Below are 20,590 nucleotides of genomic sequence, written 5' to 3'. Positions count from 1 at the left end.
ATGAGCAAGGAACTTTTGCTGGTAGTGGATGCGGTCGCCAATGAAAAGGGCGTTCCGCGTGAAGTGATCTTCGATGCCATCGAGGCAGCACTGGCGTCGGCTGCGAAGAAGCGCTACCCCGACGAAGAAGTGCTGGCCCGTGTGTCGATCGACCACAAGGACGGCAACTACGAAACCTTCCGCCGCTGGGAAGTGGTGGCCGATGACGTGGTCATGGAGTCCCCGGACCGCCAGATCCGCCTGATGGATGCCATCGACGAAGCCGAAGGCGTCGAAGTTGGCGATTACATCGAAGAACAGATCGAAAACCCCGACTTCGGCCGTATTGCTGCCCAGGCCGCCAAGCAGGTCATCGTCCAGCGCGTGCGCGAAGCCGAGCGCCAGCAGGTCGTGGATGCATGGAAGGACCGCGTTGGCGAACTGGTCACCGGTGTGGTCAAGCGCGCCGAGCGCGGCAACATCTATGTGGACCTCGGTGGCAACGCCGAAGCCTTCATCCCGAAGGACAAGGGCATCCCGCGCGACGTCCTGCGCGCCGGCGACCGCGTCCGCGGTTACCTGGCCGAAGTCCGTTCGGAACCGCGTGGCCCGCAGCTGTTCATCAGCCGCGCCGCCCCGGAATTCATGATCGAACTGTTCAAGCTCGAAGTGCCGGAAGTCGGCCAGGGCCTGGTCGAGATCAAGGCCTGTGCACGTGACCCGGGCGACCGCGCCAAGATCGCCGTGCTGGCCCACGATTCGCGTACCGATCCGATCGGTGCCTGCATCGGCATGCGCGGTTCGCGCGTCCAGGCCGTGTCCAACGAGCTCAACGGTGAGCGCGTGGACATCGTGCTGTGGAACGAGAACCCGGCCAACTTCGTCATCAACGCGATGGCGCCGGCCGAAGTGCAGTCGATCATCGTCGACGAAGAAAAGCATTCCATGGACCTGGCCGTCGCTGAAGAGCGCCTGGCCCAGGCGATCGGCAAGGGCGGCCAGAACGTCCGTCTTGCCAGCCGCCTGACCGGGTGGCAGCTCAATGTGATGACCCAGGACCAGGTGACCGCCAAGTCCGAGGCAGAGCAGGGCGTTGCCCGTCAGCTGTTCATGGACAAGCTGGAAGTGGATGAAGAAATCGCTGCCATCCTGGTGACCGAAGGCTTCAACACCGTGGAAGAAATCGCCTACGTCCCGGTCGGCGAACTGCTGGCCGTGGAAGGCTTCGACGAAGACATCGTCGAAGAACTGCGTGCCCGTGCCCGCGATGCGCTGCTCAACGAGGCGCTGGCGGTGGAAGAAGGTCTGGAAGACGGTTCGCCGTCGGACGACCTGCTCGCCCTGGAAGGCATGGACGAGGCAACTGCCTACGCCCTTGCCGGTCACGGCGTGCGTACCAGTGAGGACCTGTCGGACCTGGCCGCCGACGAGATCCTCGAGTTCGGTATCGAGGACCTGGACCAGGAGCGCGCCGCCGCCCTGATCCTGGCCGCCCGAGCCGAGGAGATCGCCCGCCTGGAGCGCGGCGAATGAGCCAGCGATGAACAGTGCCCTGACCCGCTCAGGGCTTAGACTCCGCGCTGCCTTCGCACGTTTCGAGGGAGCGCCAACCAGATCATAGGATCCGAATGTCGCAGCAAACCACCATCCGCAAGCTTGCCGAACTGGTCAACACCCCGGTCGATAAACTGCTTGTACAACTTGCCGAAGCCGGCATGAAGTTCAGCGGTCCCGACCAGGTCGTGACCAGCACCGAGAAGGTGAAGCTCCTGGGCTTCCTTCGTCGTTCGCACGGCAAGACCGAGCAGCCCGTCGAGAGCACCGACGACGCCGCCAAGAAGATCACCCTCAACCGTCGCAAGTTGCAGGAAGTGACCGTCAGCGCCGGCCGCAGCAAGACCACTGTCAACGTGGAAGTGCGCCAGAAGCGCACCTACATGAAGGACGCCAGCGGCAAGCCGATGACGGCGGATGAAGAGCGCGCCGACATCCTGCGCAAGCTGGAGGAATCCCGCCAGCGCAATCTGGACGAGCAGCGCGCACTGGCCGAAAAGGACCGTGCACGCGACGAGGAAATCGCCCGCAAGCGTCAGGAAGAAATCGACGCCAAGGAGCGCGCCGAAGCCGAGCGCAAGGCCGCCGAAGCCGCTGCTGAAGCGGCCAAGAACGCACCGCCTGCACCGGCGCCGGCGGCTGCCAAGCCGGCCGCTGCTGCCGATGCACCGGCCCGCGCCGCGCGCCCGTCGTCGCCGTCGGCTGCGCGTCCGGCTCCGCGTTCGGATGACCGCAACTCGAACAACAACAACAACAACCGTCCGGGCGCCAAGCGTGACGACGAGGGTGGCAACCGCTTCGCCGGTCAGCTGCACCTGTCGGCTGCCGATCGTGCCCGTCGCGGCAACAACAGCAACTCGCGTGGTCGCCCGACCGGGCGTACCCAGCACGGCGGCCGTCGTGACAGCAACCAGTCGCGCAGCGGCGGCGGTGCCCATGGTTTCGAACGTCCGGTCGCTCCGATCGTGCGTGACGTCACCATCGGCGACACCGTCACCGTGGCCGATCTGGCCCAGAAGCTGGCCCTGAAGGGCGGCGACGTGGTGAAGGCGCTGTTCAAGATGGGCGTCATGGCGACCATCACCCAGACCATCGACCACGACACCGCTGCGCTGGTGACCGAAGAACTCGGCCACAACGTGATCCGTGCCAACACCAACGACGCCGAAGACGCGCTGCTGGCGCTGGCCGGTGGCAACCAGGGCGAGCCGGCGGCACGTCCGCCGGTGGTCACCATCATGGGCCACGTCGACCACGGCAAGACCTCGCTGCTGGATTACATCCGCCGCACCAAGGTCGCCACGGGCGAAGCCGGTGGCATCACCCAGCACATCGGTGCGTACCACGTTGAAACGCCGAAGGGCGTGATCAGCTTCCTGGATACCCCGGGCCACGCGGCGTTTACGTCCATGCGTGCCCGCGGTGCCAAGCTGACCGACATCGTGGTGCTGGTGGTGGCGGCCGACGACGGCGTGATGCCGCAGACCAAGGAAGCCATCCAGCATGCGCGTTCTGCCGGTGTGCCGCTGATCGTGGCGATCAACAAGATCGACAAGGCCGGTGCCGACCCGATGCGCGTCAAGAACGAGCTGCTCACCGAGCAGGTCGTGTCCGAAGACTTCGGTGGCGACATCCAGATGGTCGAAATCTCGGCCAAGGCTGGCCTGGGCATCGACGACCTGCTCGACGCGATTTCGGTCCAGGCCGAACTGCTCGAACTGAAGGCCGTGCCCGATGGCCGCGCCAGCGGTGTGGTCATCGAGTCCTCGCTGGACAAGGGCCGCGGTCCGATCGCGACCGTGCTGGTGCAGCAGGGTTCGCTGAAGAAGGGCGACTACCTGGTCTGCGGTATCCAGTACGGCCGTGTGCGCGCCCTGTTTGACGAAACCGGCAAGCAGCCTGACCAGGCGGGCCCGTCGATTCCGGTGCAGGTGCTGGGTCTGTCCGGCGTGCCGGATGCCGGCGATGATTTCGTCGTGGTCGAAGACGAGCGTCTGGCCAAGGACGTCGCGCAGCAGCGCGAAACCAAGCGCCGTGAATCGCGCCTGGTGCAGTCGGCCGGCAGCCGCATGGAAGACATCATGGCAACCCTGGGCAAGGGCGATGGCCAGCAGGTGCTGAACCTGGTGATCAAGGCCGACGTGCAGGGTTCGGTGCAGGCACTGAGCCAGGCACTGGTCGCGCTGTCCAACGACGACATCCGCATCAACGTGATCCACTCCGGCGTGGGCGGCATCACCGAGTCGGACGCCAATTCGGCGGTTGCCTCCAAGGCCACCGTGATCGGCTTCAACGTGCGTGCGGATGCTTCGGCCCGTCGCATCATTGAATCCAACGGCGTTGACCTGCGTTACTTCTCGATCATCTATGACGTGATCGATCAGGTGAAGCAGGTGGCGTCCGGTCTGCTCGGCGTGGAAATCCGCGAAGAGATCATCGGTATCGCCCAGGTCCGCGATGTGTTCCGCAGCTCGAAGTTCGGTGCAGTCGCTGGCTGCATGATCATCGAAGGCACGGTCAAGCGCAGCAAGCCGATCCGCGTCCTGCGCGACAGCGTTGTCGTGTTCGAAGGCGAGCTGGAATCGCTGCGTCGCTTCAAGGAAAACGTCGACGAAGTTCGCAACGGCACCGAATGCGGTATCGGCGTGAAGGCTTACAACGACGTCAAGCCGGGTGACCAGATCGAGTGCTTCGAGCGTATCGAAGTGCCGCGCACCCTGTAATGTTCCAGGCCGGACCGCTTCGCGCGGTCCGGCTTTTTCGCTTACGCATCACCCTTCAAGACGAGTCCGCCTACCGTGCCAAAGACCTTCCATCGAACCGACCGTGTTTCCGCCCAGATCCGCCGCGAACTGGGGACGCTCGTGCACAACGCCGTGCGTGTACACGGCCTGCCTTCGGTGAGCGTCTCCGACGTGGAAATCACCCGTGACATGGCCCATGCCAAGATCTTCGTCACCGCGCTGATGCCCGAACGTTCGGTAGAAGCCATGAAGGGCCTGAAGGAACTGGCCTGGGAGCTGCGGATGGAGCTCGCGCGTGCCATGAAGCTGCGTCACGTGCCCGAGCTGCACTTCCACTACGATGATTCGGTGGATCGCGGCGAGCGCATCGACAACATCCTGCGTGACCTCCCCGATACGCTGGCGGCTGAGAAGAGCCGACAGCCCGAGGACGACGCCGGGGATGGCGACGCGGACGAAAGCGACAAGAAATCTGATTGATGGACCAACAGCCCGCAAGGGCTGTTGTCTTATGGGGCGGTGCCCGGGTCGACAACGACCGCGCCGCCGACCGCCGGGACTGCCGGCAGCGCCACATGGCGCCGATTGAAACCACGACATGGCATCCCGAATCACATTCCGTCGCCTGGACGGCATCCTGCTGCTCGACAAGCCGGGCGGCATGAGCTCCAACGCTGCGCTGCAGATCGCGCGGCGCCTGTACCGCGCCGAGAAGGGCGGCCATACCGGCAGCCTGGATCCGCTGGCCACCGGCCTGCTGCCGCTGTGCTTCGGCGAGGCCACCAAGATTGCCGGCCTGCTGCTGGGCTCGGCCAAGGCCTACGACGCCGAGGTGGTGCTGGGCCAGACCACCGACACCGACGACGCCGATGGCGCGGTGCTGCGCGAACGGCCGGTGCCGCCGATCAGCGCCGACGCGCTGGCGGCCGCGCTGGCCCCGTTGAAGGGGCGCATCCTGCAGCGTGCGCCGATCTACTCGGCGCTCAAGCAGGGCGGCGAACCGCTGTACCTGAAAGCGCGCCGCGGCGAGGTCATCGAGGCGCCGGAGCGCCAGGTGGAGGTACACGCCATCGAGGTGCTGGAGCAGCAACCGACCCGGCTGCGGCTGCGCGTGACCTGCGGTTCAGGCACCTATATCCGCAGCCTGGCCCGCGACCTCGGGGAAACCCTGGGCTGTGGGGCACACATCGCCGGCCTGCGCCGGCTGTGGGTGGACCCCTTCCGCGACGCGCCGATGGTGTCCCTGGACACGCTGCGGACCCTGGTGGAGCAGGGGGACGAAGCGGCCATCGATGCGCTGCTGCTGCCGCTGGACGCCGGCCTGGCGCACTATCCGCGGGTCACCCTGGATGCTGAACAGACCCCGCGGTTCTGCGTGGGCCAGCGCCTGCGCGACCCGGCCTGGGCGCAGGGCACGGTGGTGGTATACGGCCCGGACGAGGCCATCCAGGGCCTTGGCCAGGTCGACGAGAACGGGCGGCTGGCACCGCAGCGGCGCTTCAACCTGGCCGGGCAGGGCTGACCCCGGCGCAGCCGGTCCTTGTCCCGGAGGGCTGCGCCCGTTACAATTTCGCGGCCTTTTCAGGCTTCCCGCGTTCTGCGGGTTCATCCTTTCGTTAACGGCGAGTCGCGCGGTACGTCAATGGGACGTTTCTGCGGGCCACGCATCCAAGAGAAAACAGATATGTCGATCGACACCCAGAAAGTCATTGAAGACAACAAGCGCAGCGCCGCCGACACCGGCTCCCCGGAAGTCCAGGTCGCCCTGCTGACCGCCCGCATCGAACTGCTGACCGGCCACTTCAAGACCCACAAGAAGGATCACCACAGCCGCCGCGGTCTGCTGCAGATGGTCAACCGCCGCCGCAGCCTGCTCGACTACCTGAAGAAGAAAGACGCTCCGCGTTACAAGGCCCTGATCGAAAAGCTCGGCCTGCGTCGCTAAGCAGGAATCCCAACCGCGGCGCAGGAATGCGCCGCGGTTTTGTTTTGGTAGTACCGCATCAAACGCCTGGGCCGGACAACCGGTCACCCGTCGGCGGCAAGGGTCGCCCGCGGTCCATTCGAAGAAAGCATCATCCCAAGGACATCCCCCGTGGCAAAAATCACCAAAACCTTCCAGTACGGCAAGCACACCGTCACGCTTGAGACCGGCGAAATCGCCCGCCAGGCCGGTGGCGCCGTCATCGTCAAGTTCGACGACACCGTGCTGCTGGTCTCCGCCGTAGCTGCCAAGAGCGCGCGTGAGGGCCAGGACTTCTTCCCCCTGACCTGTGACTACCAGGAGAAGTTCTACGCCGGTGGCCGTATCCCGGGTGGCTTCTTCAAGCGCGAAGGCCGCGCGACCGAAAAAGAGACGCTGATTTCGCGCCTGATCGATCGCCCGATCCGCCCGCTGTTCCCGGAAGACTACAAGAACGAAGTTCAGATCATCGCTACGGTGATGTCGCTGAACCCGGACATCGACGGCGACATCGCCGCGCTGATCGGCGCCTCGGCTGCACTGTCGCTGGCCGGCACCCCGTTCAAGGGTCCGATCGCCGCTGCCAAGGTGGGTTACAAGAACGGTGAGTACATCCTCAACCCGACCGTGACCGAACTGAAGGATTCGGAGCTGGAACTGGTTGTCGCCGGTACCGCCAACGCCGTGCTGATGGTGGAATCCGAAGCCGCGCTGCTGTCCGAAGACGTGATGCTGGGCGCCGTGACCTTCGGTCACCGCGAAATGCAGAAGGTCATCAACGCGATCAACGAGCTGACCGTGGAAGCCGGCACCAAGCCGTCGACCTGGGTGGCCCCGGCCAAGAACGAGGTGCTGATCAGCGCCCTGCAGGAAGCCATCGGCCCGCGTCTGGGCGAAGCCTTCCAGGTGCGCGACAAGCTGCAGCGTCGCGACGCCATCTCGGCGATCAAGAAGGACGTGGTCGAGTCGCTGGCTGGCCGTGTGGCCGCTGAAGGCTGGAACCCGGCCGAGCTGTCGAAGGAATTCGGCGAGCTGGAATACAGCACCATGCGCAACTCGGTGCTGGACACCAAGGTCCGCATCGACGGCCGTGCGCTGGACACCGTCCGCCCGATCGCCGTGAAGACCGGCATCCTGCCGCGTACCCATGGTTCGTCGCTGTTCACCCGCGGTGAAACGCAGGCCATCGTGACCATCACGCTGGGCACCGCCCGCGACGGTCAGGTGATCGACGCCGTGTCCGGTGAGTACAAGGACAACTTCCTGTTCCATTACAACTTCCCCCCCTACTCGGTGGGTGAGACCGGCCGCATGATGGGCCCGAAGCGTCGCGAAATCGGCCACGGCCGCCTCGCCAAGCGCGGCGTGCTGGCAGTGATGCCGTCGCTGGAATCCTTCCCGTACACGATCCGCGTCGTGTCGGAAATCACCGAGTCGAACGGCTCCTCGTCGATGGCCTCGGTCTGCGGTTCCTCGCTGGCCCTGATGGACGCCGGCGTGCCGGTCAAGTCGCCGGTGGCCGGTATCGCCATGGGTCTGGTCAAGGAAGGCGAGCGCTTCGTCGTCCTGTCCGACATCCTGGGTGACGAAGATCACCTGGGCGACATGGACTTCAAGGTGGCCGGTACCGCTGAGGGCATCTCCGCCCTGCAGATGGACATCAAGATCGAAGGCATCACCGAAGAGATCATGAAGCAGGCACTGCAGCAGGCCAAGGCTGGCCGTCTGCACATCCTGGGTGAAATGGCCCACGGCCTGACCGCCCCGCGCCAGGAGCTGTCGGACTACGCGCCGCGCCTGCTGACCATCAAGATCCACCCGGACAAGATCCGCGAAGTGATCGGCAAGGGTGGTTCGACCATCCAGGCCATCACCAAGGAAACCGGCACCCAGATCGACATCCAGGATGACGGCACCATCGTCATCGCATCGGTCAATGCCATCGCTGCGCAGGCTGCCAAGGCCCGCATCGAGCAGATCACCTCGGACGTCGAGCCGGGCCGCATCTACGAAGGCAAGGTCGCCAAGATCATGGACTTCGGTGCGTTCGTCACCATCCTGCCGGGCAAGGACGGCCTGGTGCACGTGTCGCAGATCTCCAGCGACCGCGTCGAGAAGGTCGGCGACGTGCTGAAGGAAGGCGATGTGGTCAAGGTCAAGGTGCTGGAAGTCGACAAGCAGGGCCGTATCCGCCTGTCGATGAAGGCCGTCGAAGAAGGCGAAGGCGCCGTCGCCGAGTAATCGGCCGGGCCGGTGGCGCGGCAGGTGGGGACCGTTGGTCCTCACCCCTGCGCCTCACGCGTTCGAACAACAAAAAAGCGGGCTTCGGCCCGCTTTTTTGTGTCTGTCGTTCCGTAACCCGGCCGACAACGCTATCCAGCCACGCGCTTACGCCTCGTCCTCATCGTCGCCAGCGCCCCGCCACCACACCGCGCCTTCTTCCGGTGCGCTTTCCACGCACGGCGGGCTTTCAATCGCGTCGACGCTGCGCCCCGGCCCCGCGGCCACCCAATTGGCCAGCAGCCGCTCCACGGCCGCCTTGCCCTGCGCACCGATGCCCAGGTTGCGTTCGACCTGCCAGTCATCGTTGCTGGCGCCGCCTTCATCGTGATCGGTGTCGGCCGCATCGCCGCGGCGGTGGCCGACGCCATAGCTGCACCGCAGGCACAGCGTCACAATCGACGCGGTCCAGTCTTCCACGTAGCCGATGCCGGGCAGTTCGGCCTGCTGCAGCTCGTCCAGGTCGTCGGCCGACGGGCAGCGGATGAACGCCACGAAGGTGCGGTGATCCGAGCGCTGCAGGATCTGCAGGGCGTTGAACACAGGCACCGTGCCGTCATCCAGGGCGCGCTCGCCGGTCTTGGCACCGTCGTGCAGCACGATATCGAACAGACGGTGGCCGGTTTCCGGCAGGGGCACATTCAACAACCGCGCGCGTACCACATCGATGCGGCGTGCAAACACGGTTTCACCATTGCCCCAGGGATTGAGGCGGATGCTGACCAGGCCGAAATCGTGTTCGATCGGACCGTCGCCCTCGGGAATGCCGATGCCGCACCGCGTCCACTGCCGACGTGCTTCTGCCCAGTCGCCCAGGGCGGTCGCGGCGATGCCGGCATTCCAGGCACTGGCGTCGTCGGCCGACGCCTGCAGCGCCTGCGCGCGCAGGGAATGCTGCAGCGAGGCGGGCCAGTCGCGCAGGTACTTGTGGGCAAGGCCGCGCATGTAATGCAGGTACGGCACCTCGGGGGCCAGCGTGGCCAGTTCGCCGAACAACGCACTGGCCTGCTTCAGCTGGCCGTGGTCGAAGGCATCGTAGGCGCGCGCTTCCAGCGCGTCCCATGCGGCGGTGTCCGGTGCGGTGTCGCGTGGATCGGAAGTGTTGGTCATGTGCGCAGGATAGGCCGAATCCAGGCGCACCGTCGCCTGTCGCACGGGCAGGCCGCAGTGGCGCGACAGGACATCCGCGGACCTTGCCCGTTGCCGCGATCGACCGTGCGCGACACGGCGTTGGCGCATGCCGGCGGGGCGGTGTTGTCCGCTGGACGAATGTGCCGGACATAGCGCAAAAACGCCTGTATTACCGTCGTCGCCCGCATGTGCATTTGCTAACGTGGCCCGGCCACCGACCCCATGGAGTCTGCATGTTCCGCCAGCGCCTTGCCGTCCTTGCCGCCTGTGCCGCCGCGGCGCTATCGCTCGCCGCTTCCGCCGCCGAACCACCGTCCAAGGTGATCGGGGCGTATTACCCGGGTGGCTCGGCCGAACGCTATCCGGTCGCGGACATCCCCGCCGACACGCTCACCCATCTGTTCTACGCATTCGCCACCATCGACGCGGGCCGGTGCGTGGTCGGGCCGCAGGCGGACGCGCATTTCAAGGCGCTGGCCGCGCTCAAGCGTGCGCATCCGACGCTGCATACGCTGATATCGATCGGCGGCTGGAACGCGGGCGGCTTCTCCGACGCGGCGTTGACGGCCGACAGCCGCGCGCGGTTTGTTGCGTCCTGCGTTGCGCTGTTCTTCGACACGCACCGCGGCAGTTTCGACGGCGTGGACATCGACTGGGAATTCCCGGTGTACGGCGGACCGCTGGAGATCACCGACCGCCCGCAGGATCGGCGCAACATGACACTGCTGGTGCGCGAATTCCGCCGCCAGCTGGACGCGGCCGGCACGGCCGACAAGCGCCACCTGCTGCTTACCGCCGCGCTGCCGGCCGGGCGCGTGCAGACCGACGGCCCCTACGATCCGGCGCGCAGCTATGCGCTGAAGGAACTGGGCCAGACGCTCGATTTCATCAACCTGATGAGCTACGACATGGGCACCGGCTTCTCGGCCGTGTCCACCTTCAACGCGCCGCTGCGTGAGGTAGCCGACGATCCGTTGGACCCGGCGCAGCGCCGGTGGAACAACGTGGAAGGCGCCGTGGCCTACTACCAGCAGCACGGCGTACCGGCCAGCAAACTGGTGCTGGGCGTGCCGTTCTACGGGCGCGGTTTCCGCGTCACCGCGGGCGGCAACGATGGCTTGTACCAGCCTTACAGCGGCCCGTTCGATGCCGGTGACTGGCGACGCATCCGCAGCGAATTCCTGGACGCGCCCGGCTGGCAGCGGCACTGGCATCCGGTGGCGCAGAGCCCGTGGCTGTACAACCCGACCGAACGGATCTTCATCAGCTATGAAGACCCGACCTCGATCGGGTTGCGCGCCGCGTTCGCCAAATCCGCCGCGCTGCGCGGGGTGTTCACCTGGGAGCTGACCGGCGACGACGCACAGGGCAGCCTGCTGCAGGCGATGGCTGCGCCGTTCCTGCCTTAGTCCAGGTAGTGCGACACCTCGATCAGGTTGCCATCCGGATCGCGGAAGTACACCGACAGGATCGGCCCGGTGGCGCCCGTGCGCTGCACCGGGCCGTCTTCCACGTCCACCTGCTGCGCTTGCAGGTGGGCCAGGATCTCGTCCATGCCGGCATAGGTGATCAGGCACAGGTCCGCCGAGCCGGGCGTGGGGCGCAGCGCCTTGGGCTCGAACTCGCGTCCCGCAGCATGCAGGTTGATCTTCTGCAGCCCGAAGCGCAGCGCGGTGCGCCCGGCGCCGAAGGTCTCTACCTGCATGCCCAGCACGCGCCGGTAGAAATCGCAGGCGGTGTCGATGTCGGCCACGGTGAGTACGAGGTGGTCGAGGCGGTCGATATGCAGGTCGGTCATGGCAGTGCGGCACGGCGGGGAAACCGGCACGTTACCCCTGCTGCCGGCAATGCACGGTGAGCGAGGGCGGGCTGCAGGGCGGGAGACCAACGGCACCTGCGGGGCAGTTGCGCCGTGCCCTATGCTTGGCTGCATGGAGACCGTGCGCCTGCTGGACCTGGACATCGATCGCGCCATGCAACAGGTGCGGCGCGGCGATGCCGTTCTGCCGGTCAGCGGACTGAGTTGGCGGCTGCTCGATTGCCTGCTGGCGCACGGTACCAACGTGGTGAGCTTCGATACCCTGGCCGCGCAGGTGTGGGCCCCGGCGGTGGTCGGCGAAGATGCGATCAGCCAGCGGGTGAAGCTGCTGCGGCAGGCCTTGGGCGATGACAGCCGCAGCCCGCGCTATGTGCGCTCGGTCCGCGGCCGTGGCTACCAGCTCTGCGCGCCAGTGCAGCCAGTCGCGCAGGCCGCACCCGCAGACCAGGCACCGCCCCTGACGCGGCGCTGGGGATGGCGCGCATCCGCCGTTGCCGCCAGTGCGGTGGTGGTCGCCGCGGCCGTGGCCGTCGTGGCCTGGCCCGCCGCCGCGCCGCGCTCCCCGGCCGACCCGCTGCTGCAGCGTGCCGACCACTACGCCGGCATCGGCCAGGCCAGCAACAACGCGCGCGCCATCGCGCTGTACCGGCAGGCGCTGCAGGTCGATCCGGACCTGCCTGCCGCACGACGCGGGCTGGCACGTGCGCTGGCAGCCGATACCTGCCTGTTCAATGGTCCCGCCGAGCGTGCGCAGCAGGCCGTGCTCGAAGCGGACCGGGTGCTGCGCGCCGCACCGGACGATGCCGCCGCGTTCGCTGCACGCGGGTACGCGCATGACTGCCTAGGGTCGATGCCGCGCGCAATCGCCGATTACCAGCGGGCGTTGCAGCGCGACCCGGACGATGAGCGCACGCGCGCCTCGCTGGCGTACCTGCAGCAGGAACAGGGCCACCTTGCGCAGGCACTGCAGGCCAACCTGTCGCTGCGCGCGCCCGAACGGGTCCGTTTCCGCGAGGTGCAGGTGGCGCGCGAGCTGGAACTGCTCGGCTTCACCGATGCCGCTGCACGTCGCCACGAACGCAACTTCCAGCTGTTCCCCGACAACGTGTTCGCCAACATCGCCTGGCCGCGCAGCCTGCTGCTCAGGGGTGATGCGGGCCGGGCACGGACGGCGCTGCAGGAGGCGCTTGCGCGCGGTACGCCGCATCCACAGTTGTTCCGCCTGCAGGGCGAGATGCTGCTCCTGCAGAGCGACGCCACCGGCGCGGCGCAGGCCTTCGAGCGCGGCCGGGCGCTGCGTCCGCAGCAGTCGATGGGGCAGACCCTGGTCGGCCTGCACGGCACCGCGCCGCCCACGTCGGCGTGGATCGCCGCGCAGCTGCAGGCGCAGGCGGGCGAGACCGGGGATGGCTGGTCGGACATGGCCATTGAGCGCGCCCTGCTGCATCAGGCCCAGGGCGATACGGCAGCCGCCGTGGCTGACCTGCAACGTGCGGTGGACGCTGGCTTCCGCGATGCCGCCTGGCTGCGTGCAACGCCGCTGTTCGCCCCGCTGCGCGCGGCGCCCGGGTGGTCGCGGCTGTTGGCCCGGATCGACGCGGATGTCGCTGCGCAGCGCGCGCAGGTCCTGGCCGCCGCGTGGCGGCCAGGCGAGCTGGATGGGCTCAGTCCAGCGCGGGCAGCAGGAACCCGGTGAGGATGCGGCGCGACTGCGGGTGGGCGTAGCTGCGGTTGTAGGCATTGCTGGTGATCACCGCCACCAGCTTCCTGTCCGGGATCACGAACACGTAGTTGCCGCCGTTGCCGGACATCGCCCACAACGTCGTTTCGCGCCCCTGCACGGGCAGTTTCAGGCCCCACCACTGGTACCCGTAGTCGCTGCCATCGCCGGTGCTGGCCTGTGCGCTGACCATCGCCGCCACGTAGTCAGCCGGGATCAGCGCCTTGCCCTGCCAGCGCCCACCGGCCAGCACCAGCGCGCCCAGGCGCGCCAGGTCCCGGCTGCGGTAGCGGGTGCCGCCGCCGCCCATGCCGATGCCTTCCGGCGAACGGTTCCACCGGCTGGCGGTGATCCCCAGCGGACGCTCCAGCGCCTGGGCGGCATAGTCGGCCAGCGGCATCTTCGTGGCGCGTTCCAGCACGGCGCCCAGCACGAACGAATTGGCCGTGCAGTAGGCGTGGGAACGCCCATGCGGGCTGTCCTGCGGGCGCGTCATCCACGGGGCGAAGCCCTTCACCGGCAACGTCAGGGCGAAGTCCAGCCAGCGCTCGGTGACGTACATGCGTTCTTCGTTGCCGGCCGAGAACGCGTTCTCGTCGTCGCACTCCCACAGGCTGCTCATGGTCAGCAGGTCTTCGATCGTGGTCGCACGCAGGCGCGGATCGACCGGATGGGTGGCGGTGAATTCGGGGAAGTAGTCGTAGACCCGCGCCTTCACTCCCGGCAGGTGGCCATCGCCGATGGCCGCGCCGACCAGCATCGCGGTGACGCTTTTGCTGGCCGAGCGCACATCATGCAGCGTGTCGGCGCTGGCCCCGTTGAAGTAGTGCTCGTAGACAATCTGTCCGTCCACCATCAGCAGCACGCTGGTGACCTGCTTGATGTCTTCGGCGGCGATGGCCGCTTCCAGGGCGGCCAGCTTGGCCGGATCCGGTGTCGGTGGCGCCGCCCGGGCCGCCAGTGGCAGGCAGGCGAGCCAGAACAGGATCAGGGCGGTGAAACGGGGTGAACGGGTGTGCATGGTCAGGCTCCTCGAAGGGGAGCCTGACTACGCCATGGACGCGACTGAAGTGCTGGAAGAACGCCTGAAGGTTTCTGAAAGCCCGCCCGCACAAGGGCGCCGGTGGGCGAGGGCACGGCGCGCGGAGCGCCGCGTCGGCAGTCACGGCGCGGGCGTGGCCAGGCGCTGCGGTCGCGCCCACACGCTGTTCGGCTCGCCGTGGATCGCGCGACGGCTGCTGGCGCGCGCCATCGCGGCGAACCCGATGGCCATGGCCAGCGCAACCCCATCCACCCAGAACAGCGGCCAGTAGCCGCGCTGCGCGCTGGTCCACAGCCACAGCCCGCTCATCGCCCCATGCACCAGCGGGATCAGCGCGGTGACGATTGCCGCGGCCCACAGCAGCTCGCGTGCGGCCTGCCACGGCGCGCGCAGCGCCGCCCACAGGGCGCAGCCGCCCCAGACCAGGAAACAGATCCAGCGCATGCCGGCGTCGGCATGTGCGGGGGCCAGGTGTTCCAGCAGCTGCACACCGACGAAGGCGGCCGAGATGGCCACGCACAGGCCGATGCACACCCCGACCGTGGCGCGCGCCATGTTGATCTGGGCACGGCCCTGGGCCTGCTGCCGGCGCTTGCGCCGCGACTCGATCCACAGCAGGTTGCCCGAATAGAACAGGAAGGCACCGCCCAGGCCCAGCGCGAAATACAGCCAAGGCACCAGACCGTTGCCGAACTCGCCGAAATGCAGGGCATACGCGGTCGCCAGCGTGGCGTGGTTGGCGTCGCGCCGGCCCGGCAACTGGGTGTGCAGAATGTCGCCGGTATTGGCGTCCAGCGCCACGGCGCCCAACGGACCCAACGACACCCCGCCGTCGCCGGTGATCTCGATCACTGCGTTGGCATCGCCGGCGTTGGCCAGCTTCAGGTACGCCGGTTCGAAACGCGCCTGGCCCTGGTCGTTGGCCACGGCGATCGCACGGGCATGCAGCATGGCCAGGCTGCCGGCCCGGACCGGCTCGCCGCTGGCGGCGCGGATCGGCGCGGTATCCATCGCCGCTGGCAGCGCGGCCAGCAGCTTGCCGTCGTAGATCAGCGGGTTGAGCGCGGCCATCTGCAGGAACACCAGGCACAGCAGCGCGCCGGTCACCGCAAACAGCAGGTGGAAGGGCAGGCTGAGAACGCCGATCACGTTGTGCGCGTCCTGCCACATCTGCTTGAGGTTGCGGCCCGGGCGCAGCGCGAACAGGTCGCCGGCCAGCTTGGGCAGGTGGATCACCAGCCCGGACAGCAGCGCCAGCCCATACAGCAGGCTGACCACGCCCATCAGGTAGATGCCGGCCACTGGAAGGCCCAGGGTGTAGTGCAGTTCGTTGACCAGCTCGGCCAGCCCGGCCTGGGGCGGGGTAGGGCTGCCATCGTATTGATCGGCCCAGGCGAACAGCCAGGTGCCCTTCGCGTCCTGCCAATAGGCCACCGATTGCGGCGTCTCGGCACCGGGGAAGGTCATGCCCAGGTGCTGGCGGGCTTCGGGGTGCCGGGCCAGCACGCCGTCCAGCAGGCGCTGCGCGTCGTCCAGGGTCTGCGCGGGCTGGGTCATCGCCTGCGGCGATTGCCACAGCGGCAGGTCATGGTGGAACACGGTGATCGCGCCGGCATAGAACGCCACAAACAGCGCAAAGCCGGCCACCAGGCCAACCCAGGTATGCAGTGTGGTGAAGGTGCGCAGGGTGAGCGAACTGAATTTCATCGAGGTTCCTTTACTGCACCAGATCGGCGGCGCGCAGCAGCCACAACAGCGCAAAGCCGGCTACTGCACTGATGCCCAACCCGGCCCAGGCACGCACGCCGCTGCGGAACGCGAAGGCCCACAGCGCGGCCAGCATCCAGAACGGGATGAAGGTGATCAGGCTAGGCACGATGGCGCTCTGCCACGGGCCTGGCGGCAGCCACGCCACCAGCCCGGCGCACGCGGCGGCCACGAAGAACCCGGCGACCAGCCCGGCCAGCGCACGCGCCCACATCAGGGCCGCGCCTCACGCTCGGGACGCGTCCAGGCGGCCAGGTAGGGCAGGATCAGGGCGGTCAGCATCCACCCGGCCAGGGTCACGCACAGGCCGGTGGCCAGACCCAGCTGGCCCATCCACAGCCACAGCGAGGTGGCGGCGGCCACCAGCCCGATCTGCCGACCCAACCGCCCGGCACGGCGCAGCCGCGGCCAGCGGCAGTGCGGGGAGGCGGCATAGAAGGCCAGCGCCGAGAACGCAGACGCTGCGCCAGCGACGCTGCAGTACAGCAGGGCAAGCGTGGTGCCGCTCAGCACGGGACGCACGTTGGACGGGCAGCGGAGGCCATGGTGGATCCTTGGGGGAAAGGCAGGGCCGCTTGTCGCACGGCCCGCTGCGCATGGTAATCATTGCTCTTTTGGTCTGCCACAGCCGCGCGTTCAGGCGCATGCCCGGGCCGTGCGGGCGCAAAAATCCGCGCTTTGGTTTAAGATCGGCAGGGTATCCATCCAGGCAACAAGGTGGCCCGCGCCCAGCGCCGGTCCAGCGTGCGACATGAGCACTACCATCGCCCACCGCTGAATGCTCCCGACGGCCCCTTGCAGGCGCCTTCGTGGCGCTTTTTTTATGGCCGAGCGGCGTGTCGCCGTTGCCTCTGTTCCACCTCCGATTCCCCGGCCTGCGTTGCGGGCCCACCAGAAAAAGCCCAGTCATGATCGCGATCACGCTTCCCGACGGCAGCCGCCGTGAGTTCGAAAACCCCGTCAGTGTCATGGACGTCGCCCAGTCGATCGGCGCCGGCTTGGCCAAGGCCACCATCGCCGGTTCGGTCGACGGTGTGCTGGTCGATGCCAGCGACGTGATCGATCGCGACGCGACCCTGCGCATCATCACCGCCAAGGACGAGGAGGGCGTAGAGATCATCCGCCACTCCGCCGCGCATCTGGTCGGCCATGCGGTCAAGCAGCTGTACCCGGACGTCAAGATGGTGATCGGCCCGGTCATCGCCGAAGGCTTCTATTACGACATCTACTCCGAGCGTCCGTTCACCCCGGACGACATGGCCGCCATCGAAAAGCGCATGGGCGAGCTGATTGCCCAGGACTACGATGTGGTCAAGAAGGTCACCCCGCGTGCGGAGGTCATCGAGATCTTCAAGGCGCGTGGCGAGGACTACAAGCTGCGCCTGATCGAGGACATGTCCCCGGAGATCCAGGCCATGGGCATGTATTACCACCAGGAATACGTGGACATGTGCCGCGGCCCGCACGTGCCCAATACGCGCTTCCTGAAGGCCTTCAAGCTGACCCGTATTTCCGGTGCCTACTGGCGCGGCGATGCCAAGAACGAGCAGCTGCAGCGCATCTACGGCACCGCCTGGGCCGACAAGAAGCAGCTTGAGGCCTACATCAAGCGCATCGAAGAAGCCGAAATGCGCGACCACCGCCGCATCGGCAAGCAGCAGGAGCTGTTCCACCTGCAGGAAGAGGCCCCGGGCCTGGTGTTCTGGCACCCCAAGGGCTGGGCGCTGTGGCAGGTGGTGGAGCAGCACATGCGCCGCGTGTACCGCGACAGCGGCTACGGCGAAGTGCGTTGCCCGCAGATCCTGGACGTGTCGCTGTGGCAGAAGTCGGGCCACTGGGACAACTACCAGGAGAACATGTTCTTCACCGAGTCGGAGAAGCGCACCTACGCGGTCAAGCCGATGAACTGCCCGGGCCACATCCAGGTGTTCAACCAGGGCCTGCACAGCTACCGCGACCTGCCGATCCGCTACGGTGAGTTCGGTTCGTGCCACCGCAACGAGCCGTCCGGCGCGCTGCACGGCATCCTGCGCGTGCGCGGTTTCACCCAGGACGATGGCCACGTGTTCTGCACCGAATCGCAGATCGAGGCCGAAGTGACCGCCTTCCACCAGCAGGCGCTGGCGGTGTACACGACCTTCGGTTTCGAGGACATCCAGATCAAGATCGCGCTGCGCCCGGAAAAGCGCCTGGGCGACGATGCCACCTGGGACAAGGCCGAAGCCGCACTGCGCTCGGCGCTGGGCAACTGTGGCGTGGAATGGCAGGAGCTGCCGGGCGAGGGCGCCTTCTACGGCCCGAAGATCGAATACCACCTCAAGGACGCCATCGGCCGGACCTGGCAGCTGGGCACCATGCAGGTCGATTTCATGATGCCCGGCCGCCTTGGCGCCGAGTACGTGGACGAAAACAGCCAGAAGAAGCACCCGGTCATGCTGCACCGGGCCATCGTCGGCTCGATGGAGCGTTTCATCGGCATCCTGATCGAGCACCACGCCGGGTCCTTCCCGTCCTGGCTGGCCCCGACCCAGGTGGTGGTGGCCAATATCACCGATGCCCAGGCTGAATACGTGAGCGAAGTCCGGAAAACCCTTGCAGATCAAGGCTTCCGGGTAAACGCCGATTTGCGCAACGAGAAGATCGGTTATAAGATTCGCGAGCATACGCTGCAGCGGGTCCCGTACCTGCTGGTGGTTGGCGACCGTGAGAAGGAAAATGGCGCCGTGGCCGTGCGTACGCGCTCTGGCGAAGATCTGGGCAGCATGTCCGTCCAGGCCTTCATCGAGCGGTTGCAGGCAGAACAGTCCGTGTAAGAAAGTCCCGGCCCTGCGGATGATCCGCCAGGGGCCGGTTTGATTCCTCTGGGAGATTGCAATATCAGTACCCCTGACAACAAACAGAACCGCAAGAATCAGGAAATCCGGGTGCCGCGCGTACGCGTGATCGGCAGCGACGGAGAAATGATTGGCGTGTTGACGCGTGACGAAGCGCTGTCGATGGCCGAAGACGAAGGTCTGGACCTGGTCGAGATTCAGCCGCAGGCTGATCCGCCGGTGTGCAAGATCATGGACTTCGGCAAGTTCAAGTTCGAAGCGCAGAAGAAGGCCAACGAGGCCAAGAAGAAGACCAAGCAGGTCGAGATCAAGGAAGTGAAGTTCCGTCCGGTCACCGATGAAGGCGACTACCAGATCAAGCTGCGCAAGATGCGCGGTTTCCTGGAAGAGGGCGACAAGATCAAGGTCAACATCCGCTTCCGTGGCCGTGAAATGAGCCATCAGGAACTGGGTCGCGAAATGGCCAACCGGATCGAGGGTGATCTGGGTGAGGACATCGTGATCGAGTCCCGTCCGCGCCTTGAAGGCCGGCAGATGGTGATGATGATCGCGCCGAAGAAGAAGTAACCGCCCACCGGGGGTAGAGCCGACCGTTGGTCGGCTGCACACCCCACCGTGGCGAGGGGCAGAGCCGACCGTTGGTCGGCTGCACCGAGCGTTGCTCGGCTTCCCTGCTTCGCGCACCACACAGCGGGCGCCCACCGGCGCCTTCTGCCGTTTCCCGCGTGTGCGGCCTGGCATGACGCCGGCCCTCGCGGCCGTTCCGTTCAGGTTCGGCCGCCCCGCGGTAAACATTCGCCCAATCAACAGTTTGCAACCTCCCGTGTTCACGGGCATAATGGGCGGCCCCGTTTTGCGGGGCGCTGTTTTGAACGGTTTCAGGCCCGGCAACGGGCATGCTGTTTCAACGGCAACAGGACCGGCCTGGTTCCCATCGGGGATCCCGGGCTTACAAGCAGGCAAGGGCATGGACGGAAAGTGTGGCGCAAGCCACCGCCCTGGTCAGTGACAAAACATCATCAAGGACATTGCAATGCCCAAGATCAAAACCAACCGGGCGGCGGCCAAGCGTTTCCGCAAGACCGCCTCCGGCAAGTTCAAGGCTGGCCATGCCAACCGTAGCCACATCCTCACGAAGAAGTCGACCAAGCGGAAGCGCAATCTGCGTCAGACGAACCATGTTCGTGCAGAAGACGCAGGCCGTTTGAACCGTATGCTTCCCTACCTCTGAGGACTGACCCATGGCACGAGTAAAGCGTGGCGTACAGGCGCGTCGCCGCCACAAGAAAATTCTGACCCTTGCGAAGGGTTACTACAACGCTCGCCGCAAGGTCTTCCGCGTTGCCAAGCAGGCCGTGATCAAGGCACAGCAGTACGCCTACATCGGTCGTAAGCAGAAGAAGCGTAATTTCCGTTCGCTGTGGATCACCCGCATCAACGCGGCTGCCCGCATCAACGGCCTGAGCTACAGCCGTTTCATGAATGGCCTGCTCAAGTCCGGCATCACCCTGGACCGTAAGGTTCTGGCTGACATCGCCGTGCACGACGCAGCCGGTTTTGCTGCACTGGCCGAAAAGGCCAAGGGCGCGCTGGCGGCATAAGTCCATTCCCCCGCCGTTGCCGCAGTCGCGCAGCGGTGGTGGGTAAGGCAAATGCATGGGGAAGGGCGCAAGTCCTTCCCCATTCTTTTTTGTGTTGGCGGTGGCCCTCCCGGTGCCCCCGATCGACAGCGGTGGCGACGGGGGTCGGCCCGGCGC

18 protein-coding genes are annotated in these 20,590 nt (G+C 66.4%); 12 read left to right on the top strand and 6 right to left on the bottom strand.

Going from position 1 to position 20,590, the window contains the following annotated elements; all coding sequences use genetic code 11:
* The 6 genes from nusA (at position 1) to pnp (ending at position 8,481) form a co-directional block, all read left to right on the top strand.
* Entirely contained in the window at positions 1 to 1,512 is a 1,512-nt protein-coding gene (gene nusA, locus ACZ0AE_RS13680) for a transcription termination factor NusA (RefSeq protein WP_038687252.1), read from the top strand.
* Between the two features lie 95 nt (positions 1,513 to 1,607).
* Entirely contained in the window at positions 1,608 to 4,256 is a 2,649-nt protein-coding gene (gene infB, locus ACZ0AE_RS13675; RefSeq protein WP_463601380.1) for a translation initiation factor IF-2, read from the top strand.
* Positions 4,257 to 4,331: 75 nt separating this feature from the next.
* Positions 4,332 to 4,757: a 30S ribosome-binding factor RbfA gene (gene rbfA / locus ACZ0AE_RS13670; RefSeq protein WP_038687256.1), complete on the top strand. Its 426-nt coding sequence runs from the start codon at positions 4,332 to 4,334 to the stop codon at positions 4,755 to 4,757.
* 118 nt (positions 4,758 to 4,875) lie between these two features.
* Entirely contained in the window at positions 4,876 to 5,799 is a 924-nt protein-coding gene (truB, locus tag ACZ0AE_RS13665) for a tRNA pseudouridine(55) synthase TruB (RefSeq protein ID WP_447594895.1), read from the top strand.
* A 162-nt stretch (positions 5,800 to 5,961) separates the two neighbouring features.
* A complete protein-coding gene (rpsO, locus tag ACZ0AE_RS13660; RefSeq protein WP_038687260.1) occupies positions 5,962 to 6,222 on the top strand; it encodes a 30S ribosomal protein S15 in 261 nt (86 codons plus the stop codon).
* Between the two features lie 150 nt (positions 6,223 to 6,372).
* The gene (pnp, locus tag ACZ0AE_RS13655) at positions 6,373 to 8,481 is read left to right on the top strand and encodes a polyribonucleotide nucleotidyltransferase (protein ID WP_038687262.1); all 2,109 of its coding nucleotides are present in this window, start codon (positions 6,373 to 6,375) and stop codon (positions 8,479 to 8,481) included.
* A 147-nt stretch (positions 8,482 to 8,628) separates the two neighbouring features.
* Here the strand turns inward: pnp and ACZ0AE_RS13650 are convergent, their stop codons facing one another.
* On the bottom strand, positions 8,629 to 9,630 hold the full coding sequence (locus ACZ0AE_RS13650) for a tetratricopeptide repeat protein (RefSeq protein ID WP_463601379.1): 1,002 nt from the start codon (positions 9,628 to 9,630) through the stop codon (positions 8,629 to 8,631).
* A gap of 254 nt (positions 9,631 to 9,884) precedes the next feature.
* Between ACZ0AE_RS13650 and ACZ0AE_RS13645 the strand changes: the two genes are divergently transcribed.
* Positions 9,885 to 11,060, top strand: coding sequence for a glycoside hydrolase family 18 protein (locus ACZ0AE_RS13645; RefSeq protein ID WP_463601378.1), 1,176 nt, complete (start codon positions 9,885 to 9,887; stop codon positions 11,058 to 11,060).
* On the opposite strand, the gene ACZ0AE_RS13640 is transcribed toward ACZ0AE_RS13645, so the two are convergent.
* The gene (locus ACZ0AE_RS13640) at positions 11,057 to 11,440 is read right to left on the bottom strand and encodes a VOC family protein (protein WP_463602100.1); all 384 of its coding nucleotides are present in this window, start codon (positions 11,438 to 11,440) and stop codon (positions 11,057 to 11,059) included. The two genes, ACZ0AE_RS13645 and ACZ0AE_RS13640, sit on opposite strands and share 4 nt — an antisense overlap.
* A gap of 142 nt (positions 11,441 to 11,582) precedes the next feature.
* On the opposite strand from ACZ0AE_RS13640, the gene ACZ0AE_RS13635 reads away from it, so the two are divergent.
* On the top strand, positions 11,583 to 13,166 hold the full coding sequence (locus tag ACZ0AE_RS13635; RefSeq protein ID WP_463601377.1) for a tetratricopeptide repeat protein: 1,584 nt from the start codon (positions 11,583 to 11,585) through the stop codon (positions 13,164 to 13,166).
* On the opposite strand, the gene ACZ0AE_RS13630 is transcribed toward ACZ0AE_RS13635, so the two are convergent.
* The 4 genes from ACZ0AE_RS13630 to ACZ0AE_RS13615 all read right to left on the bottom strand — a co-directional run bounded on the left by ACZ0AE_RS13630 (position 13,135) and on the right by ACZ0AE_RS13615 (position 16,521).
* Positions 13,135 to 14,211 (bottom strand): serine hydrolase domain-containing protein, encoded by a 1,077-nt coding sequence (locus tag ACZ0AE_RS13630; RefSeq protein ID WP_463601376.1) that lies wholly within the window; start codon positions 14,209 to 14,211, stop codon positions 13,135 to 13,137. The two genes, ACZ0AE_RS13635 and ACZ0AE_RS13630, sit on opposite strands and share 32 nt — an antisense overlap.
* A 141-nt stretch (positions 14,212 to 14,352) precedes the next feature.
* Positions 14,353 to 15,939 carry a PepSY-associated TM helix domain-containing protein gene (locus tag ACZ0AE_RS13625; protein WP_463601375.1) on the bottom strand — a complete coding sequence of 529 codons (1,587 nt, stop codon included), beginning with the start codon at positions 15,937 to 15,939 and terminating at the stop codon, positions 14,353 to 14,355.
* Between the two features lie 10 nt (positions 15,940 to 15,949).
* Positions 15,950 to 16,213: a hypothetical protein gene (locus ACZ0AE_RS13620; RefSeq protein WP_137191699.1), complete on the bottom strand. Its 264-nt coding sequence runs from the start codon at positions 16,211 to 16,213 to the stop codon at positions 15,950 to 15,952.
* The gene (locus ACZ0AE_RS13615; RefSeq protein ID WP_463601374.1) at positions 16,213 to 16,521 is read right to left on the bottom strand and encodes a hypothetical protein; all 309 of its coding nucleotides are present in this window, start codon (positions 16,519 to 16,521) and stop codon (positions 16,213 to 16,215) included. Before ACZ0AE_RS13615 ends, ACZ0AE_RS13620 begins: the two co-directional genes overlap by 1 nt.
* Before the next feature lie 386 nt (positions 16,522 to 16,907).
* Here ACZ0AE_RS13615 and thrS point away from each other — a divergent pair, with 386 nt between their 5' ends.
* The 4 genes from thrS to rplT all read left to right on the top strand — a co-directional run bounded on the left by thrS (position 16,908) and on the right by rplT (position 20,434).
* Positions 16,908 to 18,812, top strand: a complete 1,905-nt coding sequence (gene thrS, locus ACZ0AE_RS13610; protein WP_038687276.1) for a threonine--tRNA ligase — start codon at positions 16,908 to 16,910, stop codon at positions 18,810 to 18,812.
* A 48-nt stretch (positions 18,813 to 18,860) separates the two neighbouring features.
* Positions 18,861 to 19,400: a translation initiation factor IF-3 gene (infC, locus tag ACZ0AE_RS13605; RefSeq protein WP_172407481.1), complete on the top strand. Its 540-nt coding sequence runs from the start codon at positions 18,861 to 18,863 to the stop codon at positions 19,398 to 19,400.
* A gap of 466 nt (positions 19,401 to 19,866) precedes the next feature.
* Positions 19,867 to 20,064: a 50S ribosomal protein L35 gene (rpmI, locus tag ACZ0AE_RS13600; RefSeq protein ID WP_017355265.1), complete on the top strand. Its 198-nt coding sequence runs from the start codon at positions 19,867 to 19,869 to the stop codon at positions 20,062 to 20,064.
* Between the two features lie 10 nt (positions 20,065 to 20,074).
* Positions 20,075 to 20,434 carry a 50S ribosomal protein L20 gene (rplT, locus tag ACZ0AE_RS13595; RefSeq protein ID WP_017355264.1) on the top strand — a complete coding sequence of 120 codons (360 nt, stop codon included), beginning with the start codon at positions 20,075 to 20,077 and terminating at the stop codon, positions 20,432 to 20,434.
* Positions 20,435 to 20,590: the final 156 nt, after the last annotated feature.

It is taken from the genome of Stenotrophomonas sp. AC248 (assembly GCF_979258185.1).
Note: the sequence above shows the minus strand (reverse complement) of the source record. Positions and strands in the feature narration are given on the sequence as shown.